Origin of the sequence: Paraburkholderia sp. RL17-373-BIF-A, assembly GCF_046030175.1 — a bacterium.
Classification (GTDB): Bacteria; Pseudomonadota; Gammaproteobacteria; order Burkholderiales; family Burkholderiaceae; genus Paraburkholderia.
Genome location: NZ_JARESO010000006.1, coordinates 122,988 through 144,085 on the forward strand (window position 1 = coordinate 122,988; position 21,098 = coordinate 144,085).

Genomic DNA, 21,098 nt, shown 5'->3' on the forward strand with positions numbered 1-21,098 from the left:
CACGAGCGCGGGCCATGGCACACGCTCGACGGGACTGGCAACTTGAAGTCGCCAGGACGACCGGAGGCCGCCGCTGGATTCGCTGCGGTCCGGACATAGCTTAAGCCCGCTGCTGCAAGAGTGCGTTCATGTTGCGGGTCTCGAGCTCGGTGAACTGGGCCACGGCATCAGCGCCATCTAGCGACAGATCCGCGTCGAGCCCATCCGCCAGACGTTCGAGTTGCATGTTGTTCCATGGAAGAAGATGGAACGGATGGAGCATGGCTTCGGGACTGGACGCACGATCGACTTCGCCCGAGAGAATGCGCTTCGGAACTTCAGGATCGGCGATGATTGGGCGCCCGAGTCCGATGACGTCCAGTTCGCCGCGCTCCAGCGATTCGACCATGGCGGCCGTCGTGCGGAACCCGCCTACCACCATCACGGGCATCGTCGCCGCGGCACGAACCGAGGCCGCGAAATCCACGAAAAATGCTTCGCGCTTGACGGTACTTTCGCGCGGCGCGTCTTCTCCTTCGTCCTTCAATGTGAGGCCGGCGATCTTCGGCTGCTCGAGCGAGCCGCCCGAAAGTTCAAGCAGATCAAGTGTCGAATCGTTGAGCTTCTTCACCAGCTCGATGCATTCGGCATTCGTAAAGCCGCCCTTTTGAAAGTCCGACGAATTGAGCTTGATCGCAACGGGAAAGTCGGGTCCAACGGCGGAGCGGACCGCCGCCAACACTTCGAGCAGGAAACGCGAACGGTTTTCTAGCGAACCGCCCCAACGGTCGGTGCGTTTGTTGGCGAGCGGGCTCAGGAATTGCGAAATCAGATAGCCGTGTGCCCCATGCAGCGAGACACCCGTGAAACCGGCCTCGCGGACTTTCCCCGCCGCGAAGGCGAATTGCCCGATGGCCTGCTGGATCTGCTCTTCGGTCATCTCACGCGGCGTGGCAAACGAAAAGCCGGCGCCCCGTATCACATCGATATCCACCGAGGAAGGCGCCAGTGGCGACGTATTGATCGCGTCTTGCACCTGTCGTCCGGTATGACTGAGTTGAGCCCAGAAATGCGCACCTTCCGATGTTCCTGCCGCCGCGAGCCGCGCCAGTTGCTCCTGTCTGCTATCGTCATGGATGACGATGTTGCCCGGGCGCTCGAGGTGCCACCGATCGACCTGGATATTGCCGGAAAGCAGAAGGCCTGCGCCGGAATGCGCCCAGCGCCGGTACAGCGCCTCGAGACGCGGCGTCGAATGATTGTTGGTATCGGCCATGCCTTCGCTCATGGCCGCTTTGGCCAGGCGGTTTGTCAGGATCGCGCCGCTGGGTAACCGGAGCGGCTGTGAAAGGGCGTTGTTCATCCGAATGTCCTTCAGGGGAAAAATTGTATGAAGACCAAGCCCTTCCGTCGCAAAGCATAAGGGGTGGCTCGGCTGTCTAACGACAGTCATCGCTGTCGTTTGTTGTATAGTGATCGCTGTCGTATGATGCGTCAAGCAGATAAAAGAGGGACACGTTATGGTCAAGACCTGGTCGGATGACAATCCGAAAGCCGCGCTGATGTCGCGCAAGCGCACGATGATCGTCGACGCCGCGCTGCGGGCGTTCCTTGAGAATGGCTATGCGGAAAGCTCGGTGAACCGGATCGCCGAGGAAGCCGGCGTATCGATCAAGACGCTCTACCGGCACTTCGAGAGCAAGGACGATCTGTTCAGTGCGGTGATGGAAGCGGCCTGCTCGACGACCGGCACGCAGTCCGGTTCGGCAGAGGGAGTCGCAGAGCTTCGCGAGCCTGATTGGTTTAGCGAACCGCCGCCCGTCGCGTTGCCGATCGCGGGGGGCGAATATCTTCGGCACGCGCTTTCGGAAGAACAGTTGGCGCTGTATCGCGTCGTGACCCGCGATGCCCCTCGCTTCCCCGAACTCGCGCGCCGCTATCGCGAACAGGTTGCGGGTGCACGCGACGCGCTATTCGCGAGCTATCTTGACCGATGGCTACCTGTCACAGGCTGGAAAGTCAAAGACAAGTATGGTGCCGCGGCAACCTTCGCGGCACTCCTTAAGGCCACGCTTTTCGACGAGGCGCTGTTTGGCGTGAAGAGCGCAAGCGAGGAAGAAATTGCATCGTGCGCGAGGAACGCGGCCGTCCAGATAATGGTTCTCATCGAAGCCGGTCAGTTCTAATTCGTTCCGCTGATTCCAAGCCGCGATGGATTCGAGGCGTTGCGGAACATCGTGTGCTGGCCTGCCTCGCCGGCGGCGTGATGGAACAGCGGGCCGCTGCGGTCAACCACCATTGCCGCAATGCCGAACAGCGCCTTTCGCGACACATCGTCGAGCGACGCCTTGATGGCCGAATCGTCAAAAGATCCGTACGCGGGCAAGCGGGCCGATTTTGCGATTGACGGGATCGCCGCCCTCGATTGAGATCGCATCGACGCGTATCAGGACTTCGTCAGCCCCGCAGACCGCGCCGGCGACATCTTCATAACGGAAGATCTGCGGTCCTCTATTCCGAGAGCAGACGACGGCTTCCGTCTCTCTGCTCTCGTTGACAGAGAAAATCGGATCTACTGCGCAGGCGCCGGCACAGGCACGATCGACGCAATCCGCCACCCTTCCGGGGTTCGGACAGCGACTTCATAGACGAGGAACGGAGCGCTCCTCGCTGACGCTTCCGAAGCGCCAAGGGTAATCTGCGTAGGGGCGTACAACTGGGCAACGTCTGCGGTCAGGGGAACAATTTTGATGCTCTCGACGTTCGGCTCGAACTTCCACACCCCTTTGAAGGTTTCCTTGAAATGCTCGATGAGCGCGGGCTTCCCCCAGAACTGGTAGGCGCGAGCCACGAATGCGATCGGGTCGGGTTGGCCAGCTGGCGCGGATGCCAGTACGCGCTCGAACGCGACAATGTCATGCGCCGTAGCGGCCGCTGCCTGCCGGAGAAAGACGTCTTTGACCTCTTGCCTGTCTTTCTCCGTGAAACGATGCGTGGCGGCGGCGTATGCAGTCGCATTGGCGGCCGCAAGGATCACAACCGCGAAGAATGAAACGAGTGTTTTCTGTATGCGCATGTGCATCTCCCATTCACTCGGCAGGAACGGGAATTACCGCCGAGATCTTCCAACCGGATGGCGTCCGGATCGCAAACTCGTTGATCAGAAATGTCGCCGTTCTGGCGGGTTGGCCGGCTGCTCCGAGTGTGACGCGAGTCGGTGCATAGATCTGCACCGTGTCGCCGTTCAACGGAATGATGCTTATGGCGCTCTGATCCGGTTCAACGCGCCACGTACCCGTGAAAGCCTTGCGGAAGTGCTCCATGACGGCATCCCTGCCCCAGAACCGGTACGCGCGAGCCACGAACGAGACAGGGTCTGGCTGACCTGGAACGGCATGCGCCAGCGTGCCGTCGAGCGCGTCGATGTCATGGGCCGTTTCGGCGGCGGCCTGACGCAGGAACAAGTCATGAATCTCCTGCGTATCGCTTGCGGTAACTTCGGCAGCGTGCGCGGAAGTCACGGCAGTCATCAATGAAAAGGAAAGTGCAAAGAGGAGGTTGCGGCGCACACCCAACGATCGAATATCCACGATATATAGTCTCATATGCCCGTATATGGAATTTTTTTGCGGCGAGAGAACGGGATACTCTCGCCGCATGTCGCGGGGATCTCAATGCAGATGTGGCGCCCTTGACCTCAGAAAGTCTCTTGATCCATGGTCAGGTCCAGTTGCACGATTCGAGCCATGAATCGCCGCATCGCCAACGCGTCCTCCGTTCCAAATTCCTTTTCGAAGCGTGCTTGCGCCTTCTGCCACGATGGTTTGCTTTGCGCCTCTATCTTGGCGCCCAAGGTAGACAACGCTAGTTCTCGCTCCCGGCGATCTTCGCGCCCGACCTGAATCGTGATCAGCCCGTCGCGCTCGAGCGGGCGAACGTTGTGTCCCATCGTTGCCCGATCCATCGACAACACGTCGGCAAGCGCGGCCATTGTCGTCGGCCCGCGGCTGGCAAGGAGACTCAAGATCGTGTACTGCGTGGCCCGCAAACCGGTTTCCACCATGCAGGCATCATAGAAGCGGGTCAAGCGCCGCGCGGCTTTACGCAGAGCGGTGTTGTTACATACACCAGGATTGATTGCCGGCCGAGACGCAGTCATGTTGGATCAAACGTTAAGATCTTGGAGAAAATATTATGGGCATATAAGACCATTGTCAAGCGAGTTCATGCCGGCCGATTAGCACAGAAGTTCGCTTAGCCCACACCTGGCCGGCCGCGTTCGCAACGACGGCTACGTTGCCCGATCGAACTTGTGTGCAAACCGCTCCGTCGCCCATTCGATAAAGACGCGCAACCGCTGGCTCATATGCCTGTCTGGCGGATACACGAGGAAGAAAGGGTATGGATCCGGTTGCCACGTCGACAGAACAGGCAGGAGTTCGCCACGCGCGATCGCGTCCCTCGCGGCAAACGAGAAGGTTTGAATCACGCCGAGACCGGCCAGCGCAGCCGCGACATGGGCGTTGCTCTCGTTCACCCCCATGCCTTGTAAGCTGCCGATTTCGATTCGCTCGCTGCCCTTCTGAAAACGCATCGGCAACACGCGTCCCGTCCGTGCAGAAACGTAGCTCACGATCCGATGGCCGCTTTTCAGCTGGTCGGGATGCATCGGCCTGCCGTGCTCCTTCAGATAATCGGGCGTCGCGCATGTCACCCACGATGCACGGCCAAGCGGACGTGCGACTAGCGAGGGCTCGTCTACGCTGCCACCGCGGACGACACAATCTACGTTCTCGCCAATGAGATCGATCTGCCGGTCGCTCACGCCGAGATCGACACGAATGTCGGGATATCGCGCAATAAAGTCGGGCAGTGCCGGGATCAACACGCCGCTTGCGTTCGCCGAGCCGATGTCGATGCGCAACCGTCCGCGCGGACGCTGATGTGCGCTCGCGAAACCCGAGTCGATGTCCTCGAGTTCCTTCAACACGCGCGAGGTGCGCTCGTAGTACGCGGCACCCTCGGCCGTGACGGTGACGCGTCGCGTCGTTCGTTGAAGCAGTTTGACGCCGAGATGCTGCTCCAGTGAACGCACGAGTTTGCTCACCGTGGCGAGCGGCATCTCGAACGAGTCGGCGGCACGGGTGAATGCGCCCGCTTCAACAACACGGGCGAACACGCGAATGGCAAGCAGTTGGTCCATGTCGATTATCTATCCACGTAGATAAAGTTATCGGATTTACCCACTTTTTCAACAATCTCCTGCTTTGTACAGTAGCGCTCACGTCTTTGAAAAGGAAGTTGATCCTGACTACGAACGCACTTGAACGACTGCTTGCGCCCATTCGCCTCGGCAGGCTGGAACTGAAGAACCGTCTGGTCATGGCGCCGATGACCCGCAGCCGCGCCGGGTTCGACGGCACGCCGGGAGAGTTGGCCGCCGAGTACTATGCGCAGCGCGCGAGCGTCGGCCTGATCGTGACTGAGGGGACTCAGCCCTCGGACGATGGGCAGGGTTATCTCGCCACGCCGGGCATCTATTCCGACGCGCATGTCGCCGGATGGAAGAGGATCATCTCTGCCGTGCATGATCGCGGTGGCCGTCTATTCATCCAGCTCATGCACGCGGGGCGCATGTCGCACCCGGAGAACACGCCGCATCATCGCCAAGGCGTCGCGCCTTCGGCCATCGCGCCCGCTACGCCGATGTTCACGGCCAAGGGGATGCAGGATATTCCGGTACCGCGTGCGCTGACGACCGAGGAGGTGCGCCAGACCGTGGCCGACTTCCGCTTCGCGGCACGCCGCGCGATCGAGGCAGGCGCCGATGGCGTCGAGATCCATGGTGCGAATGCCTACCTGGTCCATCAGTTCCTCGCGCCAAGCGCCAATGCCCGCACCGACGAATATGGCGGCTCGATCCAAAACCGCGCCCGCTTTGCCATCGAGGTAGCCACTGCTATCGCCGACGAAATCGGAACTGACAGGACGGCCATTCGCCTGTCACCCGGCATGACGCGGTGGGGCATCGACGAAGGCGCCGAAGGACCGGCGCTCTACCACTATCTGGTGGCTGAACTGGACAAGCTCGGTCTGGCGTACCTGCACATCACGCATCAGGGCAATGAGCCGCTGGTCGCTGACATTCGCAAGCTTTGGACGGGCGTCTTGATCCTGAACCGGCCGGGCCGCCCCCGTGACGAGCTTGGAGCCGATGTAGCCTCGGGGCTCGCCGAGCTGGAAGCCTATGGCCAGATGGTGCTGGCCAACCCGGATTTCGTCGCGCGCCTGAAAACCGGCGCACCGATGAACGCTGCGAACCCCAATGCCTTCTTCGGCGGCGACGGGCGCGGCTATATCGACTATCCGGCGCTAGCCGAAGCCGTCGAACCCTGAGGGAGTGCGCGTTACCAATCACGCCGGGCGCGAGCCTACTTCGCATCATTGGCAAGATGCGGCTCGCGCCGGCAATCCCGCTCGACGGCGGTGCATGAGCCCCGAGTCAGTGCCTAACCGACATACCGCCACACGACAGACAGTCAGTCACTCGACCATGATCAAGGCAAACCACCTTGTGTACTTCGCCTGCGTAGTCAAGCACAGAAGCTTCAGCGTAGCCGCGAAGGAAGTCCGCGTAAGCAAGTCGACGTTGAGTCGTGCCGTCATCGACCTGGAACAGGCGCTTCGAGCATCACTTCTCACGAGAACGAGCCGGCGCGTGGATGTCACGCCCGCGGGCGAGCGGCTATACGCACGCTGCCTCTCCGTGTACAACGCCGTACTGGCGGCGCAAAAAGCCCTCGAAAATATCGAGGCGGAGCGCAATATCACTCCAACCGCTCACCGGGAAACCAGTGCAGTTGACCAATGAGGTGGATGACCGCTATCCGCGCCGTAACGACGTTTGAGTGACTACTCACGTCGTGCTTCGCGGCGCCTGAATCATCTTCCAGCCGTTGCCGGCGGGGTCGCGGAAACCGGCGTCGACGCTGCCGAATCGATCAACCGGCTCCTGGGTGAATTCCACGCCACTTGCCTTCAGCCGGGCGTAGCTGGCGCGGCAATCGGACACCACGAGGACGAGCGGCGGCATGGCGCCCTTCGCGACCATCGCTTGCAGGGTCTGCGCGGTGGCATCGTCGTGGATGGGCGGGCCGGGTTTGAACAGTCCGAGCTGGAACGAGGGCTGGTCTGGATGCTGGACCGTGAGCCACCGGTAGGGACCGTTGACCACGTCCGTATGGACGCGGAATCCGAGTTTGTCGACGTAGAACTTGAGCGCTTCGTCCTGATCGTCGACGTACAAGCCGACCACACTAATACCTTGGTTCATGACACCTCCTTGGTTGATGGCCGGAATGTACCTTTGGCCACGCGGCGGCGCTTCTCCAAAACTGCGATGGTGAGATCGGGACGCTGTGCGGCCTTCAGAACGCAGGCGGGCACGCGGTCGAGCTGCTGCATGGCGGCCTGCGCCTCCCGGCGCATGGCGCTGGGGCTTCGTCCAGTGATGTCGCGGAAGATGCGGCCAAAGGTACCCAGGCTCTCCCAACCGGTGGCGAACGCTATTTCCGTGACGCTGAGCCCAGTGTCGCGCAGCAGGGTATTGGCCTGCTCGATGCGCCGCGTCAGCAGGTAGCGATGCGGCGGGATGCCGAAGGCCCGCTTGAAGGAGCGAGCGAAATGGGCCTCGGAGACGCCACTGACCGCGGCCAGGCGTTCGACGGGCCAGGCCTCGTGCGAGGCGGCATCCATGCGGTCTTTGGCGCGTAGCAGGCGGCGCAGCAGGGCCGGATCCTGCAACGGGTCGACGACGGCCGGCGCTGGCGACGAGGCAGGCGGCTGATTGAATTCGGCCATGATCATTGGTCGGCATCCTTGGCTGCAAGGGCAGCCTATCGAAGAATGATTCCGGAACCTCTCGATACTTTCATCGGTCTGCGGCTAGAGCGAATCGGTCGGCACGATTGCCAATTATTCGAGCAAGTCCGTGCGTTCAACGCGCGGCATCGATGAGATCGATGAACAAGTGCGACGCGTTCGGACCGCCTGTGATCGTAGCATTCCGGACCCGCACACAAAACCGTTCGAGGCTGACCAGTATCTCATCAGTCGACTTGCTTCAGACAAACGGTTTGGGACTAGCGATATAGACGTCCGGGTAGTGACGCCTGCATGAAGCCATGCATCGCCAGCCGCGATCCGGCGCATTCGATCGCGCCTGCGGTTTCGCGATCCGGCGTGATCGACTGCCGACACGGCTCGTGTTCAATCAGTAGTGCTCTGTCGCTGCCGCGTTGCCGGTTGTGGGTGCGGGGCCCGCTGTCGTTACGCCGTGACTGTCAGCAACCGGTCGCGCGCCGGCGCCGCTCGGCCGCCCAGGACGCAACAACAAACCGCCCAGCACACCCGCCGCCGCCGCGAAGATCGCACCGACCAGAAACGCCACGTGATAGCCGCTGTTGAGCGCCGCAGTGGCGCTTTCGGAAGCCTGCATCGCGTCACTGCGCGCGGCGGCGAGACTTGCGAGCACCGCGAGGCCGAGTGCGCCCCCCATCATCAACGATGTATTGACGATACCGGACGCGAGGCCCGAATCGCTCGGATCGACGTCGCTCATGGCCGCCAGCAGCACGGCATTGAATGCGATGCCCGCACCGAAGCCGAACAGGATCATGCCGGGCAACACGTCGAGCACGAAGCTGCCGGTCATCGGTGCCCGTGCGAACAGCGCGAGGCCACACGCCGCGACGAGCAGCCCAACGGCAAGCGGAAGGCGCAGACCGAAGCGCATCACCACGCGCGCCGACAGCCCCAGCGAAAAGAACGCCATGATCAGACTGGCCGGCAAAAACGCGAGCCCGACCTGCATGGGCCGGTAGCCAAGCACGCGCTGCAGATACAACGCGGAGATGAAGAACCACGCGAACATCGCTGCCGCCCAGAGTACGCCGACCACATTGGCAGTCGCGAGATTGCGCAACCGGAACAGGCCGAGCGGCATCAACGGATGCTGCACGCGCGCCTCGATAACGAGAAACACGGCAAACAGCGCCAGCGCGGCAAACAGCAGGCCCAGCGTCTGCGCCGAGGTCCAACCCGCTTCATTACCGTTCACGACTGCGTACACGGCGAGCATCAGCGAAGCAGTTACCGTCACCGCGCCGGCCACGTCTAGCCGTTCGCCATGCGCATGACCGCGTGCCGCGGGCAAGAGCGCGACGCACAGCGAATAGACGGCGATGCCAATGGGCAAGTTGACGAGAAAGATCCAGTGCCAGCTCAGCAGGTTGGTCAACAGACCGCCGAGCAGTACGCCGATGCTGCCGCCTCCCGCGCAAACAAAGCCATACACGCCCATCGCTTTAGCACGCTCGCCGGGTTCAGTGAACAGGTTCATGATGAGCGACAGCGAAACAGCGGAGACGACCGCGCCGCCCAACCCCTGCACGGCACGCGCGCATACCAGCAGGAGTTGCGAATTAGCCATGCCGCATGCGAGCGACGCCAGCGTGAACAGCGTAATGCCGCCGAGGAACAGCTTGCGGTGGCCGTAAAGATCGCCCAGCCGCCCGCCAAGCAGCAGGCAGCCGCCGAAGGTCAGCATGTACGCGTTGACCACCCACACCAGCGAGGTTTCGGTAAAGCCGAGGTCCGCGGCGATCGACGGCAATGCAACGTTCACGATCGTCGTATCGAGCACGATCATGAGCACGCCGAGGCACAGAACGATCAGCGCTAGCCAGCGTTTATTGCCGTGGATGGAATGGGTCATGCAGAGACTCCTTTGCCTTGGTCAGACAACTGCAAGCGGATGCCGGCCATGCCGATACCACCAGAAGGCATCGGCATGACCGGTTCCCTTCCGGTTTCGATCAACGCTTGCTGAGCATCGCAAACTGCTGGCGCAACGCGTCCGCCATGTACGACCACGAACCTGCACCGTGACCCAGGAAGCAGGTAGGCAAGTGTGGAACGGACATGGCGGTGCTACGTCATGCAGCGAGTGCGGCGGTATCTTTCTTCGCCGAGGCAATGGCCCCATTGCGTGCCTCCTCACCCATCGCCACGCCCTCCGCGCGAATGAAAGTGATATCCGTGATGCCCAGAAAACCGAAGGCCGCCTTCAGATAGGTTTCCTGGTGATCGAAGAAGGCTGCAGGCGAGCCTTCGCTATAAACGCCGCCGCGCGACGAGGCGATGATCAGCTTCTTGCCGCCGCATAGTCCGACCGGGCCGTGCTCCCCGTAGCTGAACGTCTTCCCGGCGACAGAGATGCGGTCGATCCAGGCCTTCAGTTGAGAAGGCACGCCAAGGTTGTACATCGGTGCGCCGATGACCACGATGTCGGCGGCCAGGAACTCCTCGAGCGCGAGCTGGCCCGCGGCGACGTCGGACTTCAATGCGTCGTCGACCGGGGCGCCTTGCGCGGCCGCGAGGTGTGCGGCCGTCAGATGGCCGATCGGTGTGACGGCCAGGTCGAGATGAGTGACAGCAAGGTCGGCATGGCGGGCCCGGAAAGTTGCGGCAACCTCCGCCGACAGATCACGACTGACCGAGCCTTGCCCGAGGATGCTGGAGTCTACGTGTAGCAGTTTCATGCGATATCTCCGAAGTGGCAGACGATGCGTATGCCGGAAACCCGCACGATAGGCTCTGACCTCCAATCTGAATAGCCTATATTTCTAGATGAAACCCATCGCTCGGGTAGATACCCACCTCACTGAGTGACGCAGGCTGAGTGTGCCTTCAATGCTGGGCGAGCCGAGCCAAAAAGGCGTCGATCTGGTGTTCTTGCGTGGCCCAGGACGTTACCAGGCGAATCACCGAATGATCGTTATCCGACTTTCTCCAAACGTAGAAAGCAAAGTGCTGCGTCAAAGCCGAAATGACAGAATCGGGCAAGATTGCAAACACTTGATTCGTAGCCGTTTCCGCCTCGAGCGCGTAACCGCCGGACGCGATCCCGGAGGCGAGCTTGGCCGCCATGGCATTGGCGTGTTTTGCATTTTCGAAGAAGAGATTCTTGACGCCAAATAACTCCTGAAACTGGATACCTAATAGCCGCCCTTTGGCTAACATGCCGCCGCGCTGCTTGAGGTGGAAAGCAAAATCCTCCGTCAACGCCGGATTGCAAACAACAATGGCTTCACCCAAAAGCGCCCCTACCTTGGTTCCACCGATCCAGAAAATGTCGACGAGCGAAGCAATATCGGCCAATGTCGCGTCGCTCTTGCTTGACGCCAACGCCGCGCCCAAGCGCGCGCCATCGAGAAATAGAACGAGGCCTCGCTGCTTTGCTAGCGCCGAGATCTGCCGCAGTTCCTCGAGGGAGTAGACGGTGCCTGTTTCGGTTGCATTCGACAGATAGATAAGTCGAGGCTTTGCCATGTGCGGAAAATGAGCATTGCTGGCAAGCGCGGCCTCGATATTGGCGGGCGTGAGCTTCCCGTCTACAGCGGGAACGACGATGAGCTTGTGGCCAGTTGCCTCAATGGCACCGGCCTCCCTGACTACGATATGTCCCGAGCTCACTGCAATGACGGCTTCGTGCGGACGCAGGCAACTGGATATCGAAACGATGTTGGCCATGGTGCCGCTCGCGACGTAGTGGATCGCTCCGTCGAACGTGTCCCCCAGGCGAGCCCTGATCCGGGTCGTCGCCTCGGCAGAGTACGAGTCTTCCCCGTAAGGTGCCTGTTGGATGTAGTTGGAGTCAGTCAGGGCACGGAGAATGTCGGGATGTGCGCCTTCGCTGTAGTCGTCAAGAAAGCTGAAAGTAGTCATTCGGTGTTTCTGCCTTGGATGGAGGCCGCCCAGGATGGGCGCGAGGCCAAAAACCGAAGACTACCGATCCGTCAGCAAAACGCCTTGTAAAAAATTGCTGCCCCGCCGTCAGAAGCGAGCGGGAGTCACGCCGTACGCCTCGCGAAACGCCCGCGTGAAATGGCTTTGATCAAAGAAACCAACGGCGTGCGCGATTTCGGTGATTGGCATGTTCCTATTCGCGTTGATCAACGCCATCGCCTTTTCCAGCCGCATGCGCAGTAACCAGGCGTGGGGCGTCATGCCGACAGTGCGTTTAAACAGTTTCAAGAACCGGAATCGAGCGAGGCCAACAAGAAGAGACAGATCTTCCAGAACGATTTTGTCGGCAAGATGCGCCTCGACAAATTCCCGAACAAGTCGCAGTTGTTCAGACGACAGAGCACCGGCGATAGTTTGGGGGGACGGTTGCTTCAAACGGGCGAACAGCGACTCCAGCAATTCCAGAACGTAGGTCTCGTTCATGATCGGATCGTTTATCCCGTGCCGAAGGGTTGAATGCATCTTGAGCAACTGGTCTGCGAGGCGGCTATCTTGCAGCACCACTGCGGCCTGCGAGGGGAAATAGTGCTTGCCCGTGATTTCCTCGCCGAAGCCATTCAGCAGTGCAGGCGATAGTCGAAATGTCTGAAGCGTGTACGACTCGTCCGCATCGGCCACTCCGTCGTGAACCTCGCCCGGAGGCATGAGCTGAATGGTGCCACGCGTGAGCAACAGCGATTCCCCACGGAACGATTGACGCTGCACGCCGCTGGCAATGAGTGCGATATGGCTGTCGAGATGATAGTGCGGCTCAAAGCGAAACTCGGCGAACCGAGCCGTGCTGAGGATCAAACCGGGGATGTCGGCTGAGTGACTGTATTGGACTTCTTCGGGCATGACTCACCTCCGGTTCGCCGCCGACACCTTGGAGACTAGCCCCGAAAGTTGCGCCGTGAGGCCTTCATTATCCCAGCTTCCTTTGGTCTGCACTTACGCTGTCAGATTTCGCGCTTTCATGTGATCTCCCGATCGAGTTGATTAGCCGATTCGTTAGCGTAATCCGATTGCAGGCTTCTCCCTGGAAGTGCCTCCCGTCGACTCCTTCAACAAAGCGATCAATGCCCGCAGCCCTGCGGGAATATGGCGATTGCCAGGAAAGTACAGGAACAGACCGGGTACGAGCGGACACCACTCGTCCAGCACGGTAACGAGGCGCTTGCGGGCAAGCGCAGCGCGTGCGTACATCTCGGGCACGTAGGCGATCCCGAGCCCGTCGATCGCAGCCTCGATCATCAACGCATTGCTATCCAGTGTCAGCGCACCGGGCGGGTCGATCGTGAATTCCTGTCCGTGCCGCGAGAACTCCCAACGATACCGTTTGCCGCTCGGCAAACGCTGCCGGATGCACCGGTGCTAAAGAAGATCGTCTGGCGTGACCGGCTTTCCTTGTTGGCGAAGGTAGCCCGGCGACGCGACCGTCAGAAAGCGCATGTCGTCGCCGAATCGCACTGCAATCATGTCCTTGTGCAGCGCCTCGCCAAGCCGGACGCCCGCATCGAATCCGCCTTCAACGATGTCGACTAGACGTCCGTCGGCGACGAGGTCGAGTTCCATCGCCGGATAGAGCGCAAGAAAGCGCGGCACGACTGCCTGCAACAGTAACCTGATCGCCCCTTCACTGCCGTTGATTCTGAGCGTTCCGCTCACTTGTCCATCGGTGCGCGCGACGTCCTCCAGCACTTCCTCGAGATCGCCCAGCACCGGATTGAGACGTTTCAGGAAACGCTCGCCCGCGTCGGTCAACGAGACGCTGCGCGTGGTCCGATGCAGAAGACGCACGCCCAGGTCGTTTTCCAATCCGCGCATGGCGTGGCTCAGAGCCGAGCGGGACACACCCAGCTGGTCGGCGGCCTGCCGGAAACTGCGCCTTGCGGCGACTTCCATGAACGCCTGGAGGTCGGCCAGAGTTGGCTTGTTCATTGGTGAAAATTCCTCACCTCATCATGCAAATTGAAGGTGGTTCTCATCACAATCATACCGCTCTAGTATGAATGGCAAGAACTCAACAGGAGCTGAGCATGACAAAGAACTGGTTGATTACCGGCGCATCGAGCGGGCTTGGGCGCGAACTCGCCGAGCGGCTGCTGGCGCGCGGTGACCGAGTCGTGGCGACAATACGCAAAGAAGGGGCGCCGGACGATTTGCAGGCGCGGCATCGCGAGCGTTTGCATGTGGTGGAGTGCGACGTGACCAACGTGAACGCGGTCAGGGCCACGGTCGCCGAGGCGTTCGAAGTCATGGGACGGCTCGATGTCGTTGTCAGCAATGCGGCTTACGGGCTATTCGGTGCCGCGGAGGAACTGACCGACGCGCAGATCGACCGTCAAATCGCGACCAATCTGACCGGCTCGATTCAGGTGATTCGTGCAGCCCTTCCGTCCCTGCGGAATCAGGGCGGTGGCCGCATTGTTCAAGTGTCGTCGGAAGGAGGTCAAATTGCGTATCCGAGTTTCAGCCTTTATCACGCGACCAAATGGGGGATCGAGGGCTTTGTCGAAGCGGTTGCAAAAGAAGTCGCATCTTTCGGCATCGATTTTCTGATCGTGGAACCCGGTCCGACGCGGACAAATTTCGGCGCCGGTCTCGATCGCGCGACGCCGATGAGTTGCTATGACCCTACGCCCGCCGGCGAGATTCGGAATGCGATTGCGTCGGGGAACTTCGCCAGCTACGGAGACGCTGGGAAGACGGTGGACGCGATGATCGTCGCGATTGACAGCCCGAATCCGCCGTTGCGCCTGGCTTTGGGCCAGTCCGCTTACCACTCGGTACGCGAGGCACTCCTCGGCCGATTGAGGGTACTGGAATCGCAAAAGGAGGTCGCGTTGTCAGTCATGGAGCAGTCTTAGAACGCAGCAAGCATCCTGGCCGCACAGGCGAGCGATGCGAAGGCGATGCATCACGACTGTTCAATATGTCCGGCTGCGCCTACCATTACCGCAATAGCAGTAGGGAGGCGTATGGACAGCTTCGGTACCGATACTCGCTTCACGGGCTCGATCCCCGAGCTCTATGAGAGCCACCTTGTTCCGCTGCTCTTCGAACCTTACGCCGCAGATCTCGCGAACAGGGTGGCCGGGCGTCATCCGTCACGCGTGCTTGAGACCGCCGCCGGCACTGGCGCAGTGACCCGCGCGATGGCGCATGCACTACCCCTGAATGTCGAGCTGGTTGCGACCGACCTGAATCAGCCGATGCTGGATCGTGCGGCGGCCATCGGCACCCCAAGGCCGATCAAGTGGCAACAAGCAGACGCGACCCGGCTGCCGTTCGACGACGCGAGTTTCGACGTCGTCGTCTGCCAGTTCGGGGTCATGTTCTTTCCGGACAAAGCGCGTGCGTTTTCCGAAGCTCGGCGCGTACTTCGGAACGGTGGCGTGCTGTTGTTCAACGTCTGGGATCGCATCGAGGAAAACGACTTTGCCAATACCGTCACGGCAACGCTTGCCGGTCTCTTCCCCGCGGATCCTCCACTTTTCATGAGGCGCACGCCGCACGGCTATTTCGACACGAAACTGATCTCACGCGACCTCGCGGATGCGGGCTTCAGCGCGGCGCCCCACTTCGAAACGATTGCGGCGCGTAGCCGCGCGACATCGGCTCGCGTGCCAGCCGTCGGCCTTTGCCAGGGAACGCCCTTGCGCAGTGAGATCGAGGCCCGTTCTGGCGGCGGTGCGGACGACGCTACCTCCGCGTGCGCCACTGCGATCGCCGGGCGATTCGGCACGGGACCGGTCGACGGAAAGATCCAAGCGCACGTGGTCATCGCTCAGCGCTGAGAGGCCCGGCATTGCTGCAGCCGGTTGCAAAGTCAAACGGCCATTCACGCGGCGACTCGCATCCAACGGCTGCGAATCCGCGGACGCTACCTCCGTTATGTAAGCCCGTGTGACCAAAGCCGATACACAGACCAGCAGTACCAGTGCAGTGGGTGATCGCCACTAACCCAGCCCAAAGAGGCATCCGCCCACGCATGCTGACCTTCGTTAGCGCAGCCTCAGACATCACTTCCGCTTCCGCCTCCCCTGCACCCTGATCCCGAACCTCCAAATCCAGAATTGCGCGCTCCGAGTTAATATGGATAGCTGAATGACAACGTGAGGATAGTCTATGAATGCATCGGTTATCTCTGCCTTGGCTGCACTAGTCGGCGCCGCCATCGGCGGCATGACTTCGGTTCTTGCCTCGTGGTTGACCCAACGCACCCAGGTTCGCGCGGAGTGGCTAGCGCATGACCTCACCTGGCGGCAGGATCTGTACAAGGCGTTCATCGAGGAAGCGACGAAGTGCTATGTCGACGCGCTGCAACACAACCAGCCCGATCTCGCCGGGCTCGGCAACCTCTACGCGAAGATCAGCCGCATGCGCGTCCAGTCGTCGCTCGAAGTCGCGGACGAAGCCGACGTGATCGGACGCAAGATCGTGGACACTTATCTCGCGCCAGACAAGTCCTTCATCGAGATTCGCGAGATGCTCGCGGATGGCTCGATCGACATTCTCGGCAAGTTCGGCGACGTGTGCCGCGCGGAATTCGAATCGCTGCGCGCACAGCAGTTCTGAACAGAATACGTGCGCCGTTCAACGCGGCTTCAGTTCGACAGGCGGATCGGCGAGATAGCCGCCGCCGAGCGCCTTCGTCAACACAATCTCCTGACTGAGCACTTGACCCTTGAGCGTGAGCAGGGCGACCCGTTCCGCGACCACGGGCTGGCGCGCTTCGAGCGCCGCGAGCCGGCTCGTCAGCCCGCGTTGATAGTAGGCTTCGACGCTGTCCCTCGTGAACGCGACCGATTCGATCCGTTGTTTCTGCAACGCAGTCTCCGCGTCGAGGGACTGCAGACGGCTGCCCGTCTGCGCGACATCGCGTACGGCGTTGAGAACGGCCTGGTTGTACTGCTCGATCAACAGGTTGCTGCCCTCGCGGGCGCCGTTCAGGTTCGCGTTGAGCCTGCCGCCGTCGAAAATCGGCAAGGTCAAGCCCGGAATCAGGTTGATCTGCTGGCTTGCATGCGTGAAGAGGTCGGCGAGGTGCAAGGCGTTGAAGCCGAAAAATGCCTTGATATCGAAGCTTGGATAAAACGCCGCCTTCGCCGCGTCGATCCGGTCGAACGACGCCTCGACATACCATCGCATCGCCTGCAGATCGGGCCGCCGGGCCAGCAGTTCGTACGAGAGCGTCGTCGGCAAGGCAGCCTGCGAGCGCGGCAGCGCAACGGGTTCGATGGCGGGCAGTCCGGCGGGCCCCGCGCCGACCAGCGCGCGCATCGATTCGCGCAACTGCTTGATCTGCCCTTGCGCCGACACGATCTGCCCTTCAATGGCCAGTTGCTGCGCGCGTGCCTCTTCGAACTGGGTGCGGGCTTCGAGGCCTCGCGCCGCTCGCCCTTCGTGTGCTTGCACCGCGAACTCCGCGATCTCATGCGATTCGTTCAGCAGATCGATGAGCTGATAAGTCGTTTGAATGCCGTAGTAAAGCTGGGCGACATCCGTCGAGATTTCGATTTCGACAGCGGACGTCTCGGCGAGCCGCGCATTGCTCACGCCGAGCGACGCGGCGACCTCCGCGCGTTGCTTGCCCCAGATGTCCACGTCCAGGCTCGCGCCAAGCCCGACGACACCTTCCGTGTACCACGGCCCCGTCAGCCCCGCAGCCGGTTCGTTCCTCGCGAACGGGCCGAGAAAGCCGTTCGCCGAAATATGCTCGCGATCCAGCGACGCCAGCGCCGCTACCTGAAGATTGGATCCCGCTCTGGCAAGCTCCACATCCGACTTTGCTTGCGCGACGCGCGTGCGCGCGATCACCATGGTCGGCGCATCGGCGAGCGCCTGATCGATCAGCGCGTCGAGCTGGGCATCGCGATAGCGCGTCCACCAACGCGCGGCGGGCCAGCCGTCGCGTGCGAGGTGGATGTCGTCCGCGAGATTGATTTGCTCGGGCGCGATCTCGGTGTAGGGCGTGCCGTTGTGATGGATCAGCGCGCACCCCGACAGCACGGACGATATCCACGCGATGCATAGAAGGCACCGACGCCATCGCCAGTCGCACAAACCCGATCGCGCGTTCATGCTCGCACCGCCGGTGATGCCGACGCCGCGACCGGTGCCTCGACGCGCCAGTCCGGCAGCCCCGCGATCTGCCGCGACAGGTCGTCCGCTGCGGCGATGAGCGGCCGATCGGCCAGTTGAGCCGGTTCGACCGCTTGCGCAGCGACCTCGATGCGCCGCGGCGCGTGTGCATCGGGTGGGTTGGCCGCGAGTTCCTCCGCGTACCGGTTGAGTTCGGCGCTGGCCTGTTGCTGGGCCGCGTGCACTGCGTCGATGGTGTGTGGGCTCGACGATCCCGCTTGCGCCACGAGCGCGCTGCGCAACGCATCACCCGCCAGCATGATCTCGCGTCCCTGCGCGAGCACCGTTTGCGCGCGCAGTGTCAGTTGCGACTGCTCGCCTTCCTGCCAGGCGGGCTCGAGCGCGACACGCGAGAGCGTCGTCTCGCAATCGGCCAGCACGGCCCACGCCTGCAACTGGCGCTGTGCATACGGCAGATCATCCCCTTTCCCGGCGCCAACCTGCGATGGGCGCAACTGTGCGGCAATCGCGCGCAACAGGGTTGCGAGCTTCTGTCGCAGCACATCGCCCTCGCCCTCGCGCCAGAACGACATCTGCACGAAAGTCGCCACGCAAACACCCAGCAGAATGCCGACCATCCGGTCGCGGATTTCAGTGAGGTTCGTGGTTGGGCCGAACTCTCCGAGCAACGCAAGCGAGAACGTAAACATCACCTGGAGGCCGGCATAGCTGATCCTCTCCGAACCCGCCGTTATCCACGCCCCTAAGGCAACGATAGGCAACACGATCAACAGCAGGGCAACGATGTCGTCGAAATGCGGAACGATGAACACGACCGTGAACAACGCCAGCGCGCTGCCGACGGCGGCCCCGGAGAGCCGCAGCAACGCACGCTGCGTCGATGCGCCGAGGCTCGGCAGCGCGACGATCAGGCAGGTCAGCATGACCGTGTGGACGCCCTGCCAGTCCACGGCGTTGTAGAACACATAGCAGACAAGAACAGCGAGCAGCGTCTTCAGCGAAAAGCGCGTGTACGCAGGATTGGTCCATGCGTCGGGCGCGACCATCGGTTCGCTGGCGGGCGGCTTGCCGGCCGCAGCGGCACCGCTTGTAACAAGATCGGCGTACGCGCGCAGCGCTCGCTGCGATTCGGCAGCAGCAGGAATCGTGTCGGCGGCATTGCGCTCTTCAGGTGTCGCCGTGCTCACGTAGCGATAGGGCTCGCCAGTCATGACCGAGTCATCGAGCGCGCGGCAGTTCGCACGCAACTCGCGCAACATCGCCAGTTGCGCTGCCGACACGCCAGGCCAACTGAGCGGCAGTTCACTCGCTCCGCGATAAAGCCGCGACACGGTCGCAATGCACGCAAGCTGTGATGCCTGATGCTCGCGATAGTTTGCATCACGCATCGTCGTGAACCGCAGCAGCTTCTGCAGCGTGAGCGCGCCTTGCTGGACGGCCGCCAGCGTGATCGGCGCGGCGCTCGCCGTGCCGTCGATCAGCTGCGTCAGGCGCGCGTCCAGCGTCACGAGTTGCCGATGGATTTCCGCCTTGAGTTGCAATTGCGGTTCGGCAGGCAACAGCAAGGTATTGACCACGAGCGTCAGGGCGATTGGATAGTTGACGGCGATCCAAACCCACAACACCGCGCGGATCAGCAGGTCGGCCTGATCGGTCTGGTCCACGAAACTCTGCACGTAGATCACGACGATCGCGACGATGAAAAACACCACGCCGATCTTGAGCACCCGGAGCAGGTACACGCTGCCAAAGAACATCAGACTCGCGATGACGATGCGCAGCAACGGATAGTCGAATGTAAACTTCAACAGCAGGATCGACAGGCCGATGGCGAGCGTCGAGCCGACCATGAACATCACGCCGACCAGCCGCGTGACCACCACGTTCGACTGCGTGACATAGAACACCACGAGTAGCGACAACGCGAGTTCGGGCACCTCGAGCGACATCGACACGACGATCACGATGGCGCTCGTCAGCATGGAACGCAACATGACGTTCAGACGCCCTGGAAACGGTGCAAGCTCGCGGCTCAGGAAAGCGCCTGCATCGCGCAGCGTGACGGGCAGATAGTCGGCGGCGGTCATGGGTTCCTCAATGGTGCTCGCCGTCGTCGCCGCGCCCGGGTTCCAGCACGGCCACCGCCGACGTACCGACGCGAAACAGTTCCGGGTTCGGCTTGTCGATGCGGATCTTCACCGGGAAGCGCTGCGACACATGCACCCAGTTAAGCGTGCGTTGAATGCGCGGCAATCCGCCGGGCAATGCGAGGCCGGCTTCATCGGGCGCGATACCATAGCTGATCGAGTCGACGCTGCCCTGGAAACGCTGGCCCGTATCGCTCATCAGGTAGACCGTGGCAGGCGTCCCCGCCCTGACGCCCTTGAGTTCGGTCTCGCGAAAATTCGCGACCACGTACCAGTGGCGCGTATCGATCAAGGTGAAGACCGGTTTGAGCGCCGTGGCAAACTGGCCGGTCGATGTCTTCAATGACACGATGCGTCCGTCGAACGGCGCTCGCACCGTCGCATACTCCAGGTTCAGTTCGGCCGTCGCGATCTCCGCCATGACGACGGCGCGTTGCGCGACCAGCGCATCGACGCCGCTCACAGCCGCCGCCGCCTGCTGCGCCTGCAATTGCGCGGCGCTGAGTTCGGCCTGGGTGGAGCGTTGCGCGGTGCGCGCACGGTCGACGTCTTCCGCCGACACATAACCGTGTGACAACAGCGGCTCCATACGGTGCAGCGTATCGGACGCCTGGCCGGCTGCGGCTCGCGCGCGCTCGACGGCCGCACGCACCGACTGCGCGTTGTACTGCTGCGCATTGACCGTGCGCTGGGTCAGCTCGATCTGGCGGTCGAGCGCGACGAGGGACGCCTGGCCCCGCGCGAGCGCATCCTGGTACGGGCGCGGATCGATACGGAAGAGCAGATCGCCCTGCTTCACCGCCTGATTGTCGCGCACGGCCAACTCGACGATGCGGCCGCTGACTTCGGGCACGACGTCGATCGTATCCGCGTAGACATAAGCGTCGTCGGTGCGAGGCGCCCGGTCCCACACCCGGATGACGTAGACGAGCAGCAACAGCGTCACCACGACCATCACGATGGCCGGCCATTTTCTCTTCGATGTCCTGCTGGCTGGGGTCGCCATTCATCCACCCG

21 protein-coding genes and 1 pseudogene are annotated in these 21,098 nt (G+C 61.7%); 7 read left to right on the plus strand and 15 right to left on the minus strand.

Features of this window, described 5'->3' with window-relative positions; genetic code table 11:
• Positions 1-100: 100 nt before the first annotated feature.
• Entirely contained in the window at positions 101-1,342 is a 1,242-nt protein-coding gene (locus P0D80_RS09600) for an NADH:flavin oxidoreductase/NADH oxidase family protein (RefSeq protein WP_408283174.1), read from the minus strand.
• Positions 1,343-1,499: 157 nt separating this feature from the next.
• Here P0D80_RS09600 and P0D80_RS09605 point away from each other — a divergent pair, with 157 nt between their 5' ends.
• Both P0D80_RS09605 and P0D80_RS09610 read left to right on the plus strand, forming a co-directional pair.
• The gene (locus tag P0D80_RS09605) at positions 1,500-2,165 is read left to right on the plus strand and encodes a TetR/AcrR family transcriptional regulator (protein ID WP_408283179.1); all 666 of its coding nucleotides are present in this window, start codon (positions 1,500-1,502) and stop codon (positions 2,163-2,165) included.
• Between the two features lie 120 nt (positions 2,166-2,285).
• Positions 2,286-2,408: a hypothetical protein gene (locus P0D80_RS09610; RefSeq protein WP_408283182.1), complete on the plus strand. Its 123-nt coding sequence runs from the start codon at positions 2,286-2,288 to the stop codon at positions 2,406-2,408.
• 143 nt (positions 2,409-2,551) lie between these two features.
• Here P0D80_RS09610 and P0D80_RS09615 read toward each other — a convergent pair whose 3' ends face one another.
• The 4 genes from P0D80_RS09615 to P0D80_RS09630 all read right to left on the minus strand — a co-directional run bounded on the left by P0D80_RS09615 (position 2,552) and on the right by P0D80_RS09630 (position 5,182).
• Positions 2,552-3,055, minus strand: coding sequence for a YybH family protein (locus P0D80_RS09615; RefSeq protein WP_408283184.1), 504 nt, complete (start codon positions 3,053-3,055; stop codon positions 2,552-2,554).
• Between the two features lie 13 nt (positions 3,056-3,068).
• A complete protein-coding gene (locus P0D80_RS09620; RefSeq protein ID WP_408179345.1) occupies positions 3,069-3,569 on the minus strand; it encodes a Cif family virulence factor in 501 nt (166 codons plus the stop codon).
• A 107-nt stretch (positions 3,570-3,676) separates the two neighbouring features.
• Positions 3,677-4,066 (minus strand): MarR family winged helix-turn-helix transcriptional regulator, encoded by a 390-nt coding sequence (locus tag P0D80_RS09625; RefSeq protein WP_408179343.1) that lies wholly within the window; start codon positions 4,064-4,066, stop codon positions 3,677-3,679.
• A gap of 204 nt (positions 4,067-4,270) precedes the next feature.
• Positions 4,271-5,182: a LysR family transcriptional regulator gene (locus P0D80_RS09630; protein WP_408283188.1), complete on the minus strand. Its 912-nt coding sequence runs from the start codon at positions 5,180-5,182 to the stop codon at positions 4,271-4,273.
• A gap of 98 nt (positions 5,183-5,280) precedes the next feature.
• Here P0D80_RS09630 and P0D80_RS09635 point away from each other — a divergent pair, with 98 nt between their 5' ends.
• Together P0D80_RS09635 and P0D80_RS09640 are read left to right on the plus strand one after the other, a co-directional pair.
• Positions 5,281-6,375, plus strand: coding sequence for an alkene reductase (locus P0D80_RS09635; protein ID WP_408283191.1), 1,095 nt, complete (start codon positions 5,281-5,283; stop codon positions 6,373-6,375).
• 157 nt (positions 6,376-6,532) lie between these two features.
• Positions 6,533-6,850, plus strand: coding sequence for a LysR family transcriptional regulator (locus P0D80_RS09640; protein ID WP_408283194.1), 318 nt, complete (start codon positions 6,533-6,535; stop codon positions 6,848-6,850).
• 45 nt (positions 6,851-6,895) lie between these two features.
• On the opposite strand, the gene P0D80_RS09645 is transcribed toward P0D80_RS09640, so the two are convergent.
• From P0D80_RS09645 to P0D80_RS09675, 7 genes and pseudogenes are all read right to left on the minus strand, one after another.
• Positions 6,896-7,312 carry a VOC family protein gene (locus P0D80_RS09645; RefSeq protein WP_408283197.1) on the minus strand — a complete coding sequence of 139 codons (417 nt, stop codon included), beginning with the start codon at positions 7,310-7,312 and terminating at the stop codon, positions 6,896-6,898.
• The gene (locus P0D80_RS09650; protein ID WP_408283455.1) at positions 7,309-7,839 is read right to left on the minus strand and encodes a helix-turn-helix domain-containing protein; all 531 of its coding nucleotides are present in this window, start codon (positions 7,837-7,839) and stop codon (positions 7,309-7,311) included. Before P0D80_RS09650 ends, P0D80_RS09645 begins: the two co-directional genes overlap by 4 nt.
• Before the next feature lie 412 nt (positions 7,840-8,251).
• Entirely contained in the window at positions 8,252-9,754 is a 1,503-nt protein-coding gene (locus tag P0D80_RS09655) for a DHA2 family efflux MFS transporter permease subunit (protein ID WP_408283200.1), read from the minus strand.
• 220 nt (positions 9,755-9,974) lie between these two features.
• Complete coding sequence (locus tag P0D80_RS09660) at positions 9,975-10,580, minus strand: FMN-dependent NADH-azoreductase (protein WP_408283203.1); 606 nt, start codon at positions 10,578-10,580, stop codon at positions 9,975-9,977.
• Positions 10,581-10,728: 148 nt separating this feature from the next.
• Positions 10,729-11,766 (minus strand): threonine aldolase family protein, encoded by a 1,038-nt coding sequence (locus P0D80_RS09665; RefSeq protein WP_408179337.1) that lies wholly within the window; start codon positions 11,764-11,766, stop codon positions 10,729-10,731.
• Positions 11,767-11,874: 108 nt separating this feature from the next.
• Positions 11,875-12,684, minus strand: coding sequence for a helix-turn-helix transcriptional regulator (locus tag P0D80_RS09670; protein WP_408179336.1), 810 nt, complete (start codon positions 12,682-12,684; stop codon positions 11,875-11,877).
• Between the two features lie 153 nt (positions 12,685-12,837).
• A pseudogene (locus P0D80_RS09675) lies at positions 12,838-13,767 on the minus strand (LysR family transcriptional regulator).
• 98 nt (positions 13,768-13,865) lie between these two features.
• Between P0D80_RS09675 and P0D80_RS09680 the strand changes: the two are divergent.
• The 3 genes from P0D80_RS09680 (at position 13,866) to P0D80_RS09690 (ending at position 16,407) form a co-directional block, all read left to right on the plus strand.
• Complete coding sequence (locus tag P0D80_RS09680) at positions 13,866-14,696, plus strand: SDR family oxidoreductase (protein WP_408179334.1); 831 nt, start codon at positions 13,866-13,868, stop codon at positions 14,694-14,696.
• Between the two features lie 111 nt (positions 14,697-14,807).
• Positions 14,808-15,626 carry a class I SAM-dependent methyltransferase gene (locus tag P0D80_RS09685; RefSeq protein WP_408179333.1) on the plus strand — a complete coding sequence of 273 codons (819 nt, stop codon included), beginning with the start codon at positions 14,808-14,810 and terminating at the stop codon, positions 15,624-15,626.
• Between the two features lie 331 nt (positions 15,627-15,957).
• Positions 15,958-16,407 (plus strand): hypothetical protein, encoded by a 450-nt coding sequence (locus P0D80_RS09690; RefSeq protein WP_408179332.1) that lies wholly within the window; start codon positions 15,958-15,960, stop codon positions 16,405-16,407.
• A gap of 18 nt (positions 16,408-16,425) precedes the next feature.
• On the opposite strand, the gene P0D80_RS09695 is transcribed toward P0D80_RS09690, so the two are convergent.
• From P0D80_RS09695 to mdtN, 3 genes are read right to left on the minus strand one after another with little or no spacing between them, the layout of a single operon-like run.
• Positions 16,426-17,913 carry an MdtP family multidrug efflux transporter outer membrane subunit gene (locus P0D80_RS09695; RefSeq protein WP_408283208.1) on the minus strand — a complete coding sequence of 496 codons (1,488 nt, stop codon included), beginning with the start codon at positions 17,911-17,913 and terminating at the stop codon, positions 16,426-16,428.
• Positions 17,910-20,021, minus strand: coding sequence for an FUSC family protein (locus P0D80_RS09700; protein WP_408283210.1), 2,112 nt, complete (start codon positions 20,019-20,021; stop codon positions 17,910-17,912). Before P0D80_RS09700 ends, P0D80_RS09695 begins: the two co-directional genes overlap by 4 nt.
• 7 nt (positions 20,022-20,028) lie before the next feature.
• Positions 20,029-21,087 carry a multidrug transporter subunit MdtN gene (gene mdtN / locus P0D80_RS09705; protein ID WP_408283213.1) on the minus strand — a complete coding sequence of 353 codons (1,059 nt, stop codon included), beginning with the start codon at positions 21,085-21,087 and terminating at the stop codon, positions 20,029-20,031.
• Positions 21,088-21,098 lie beyond the last annotated feature (11 nt).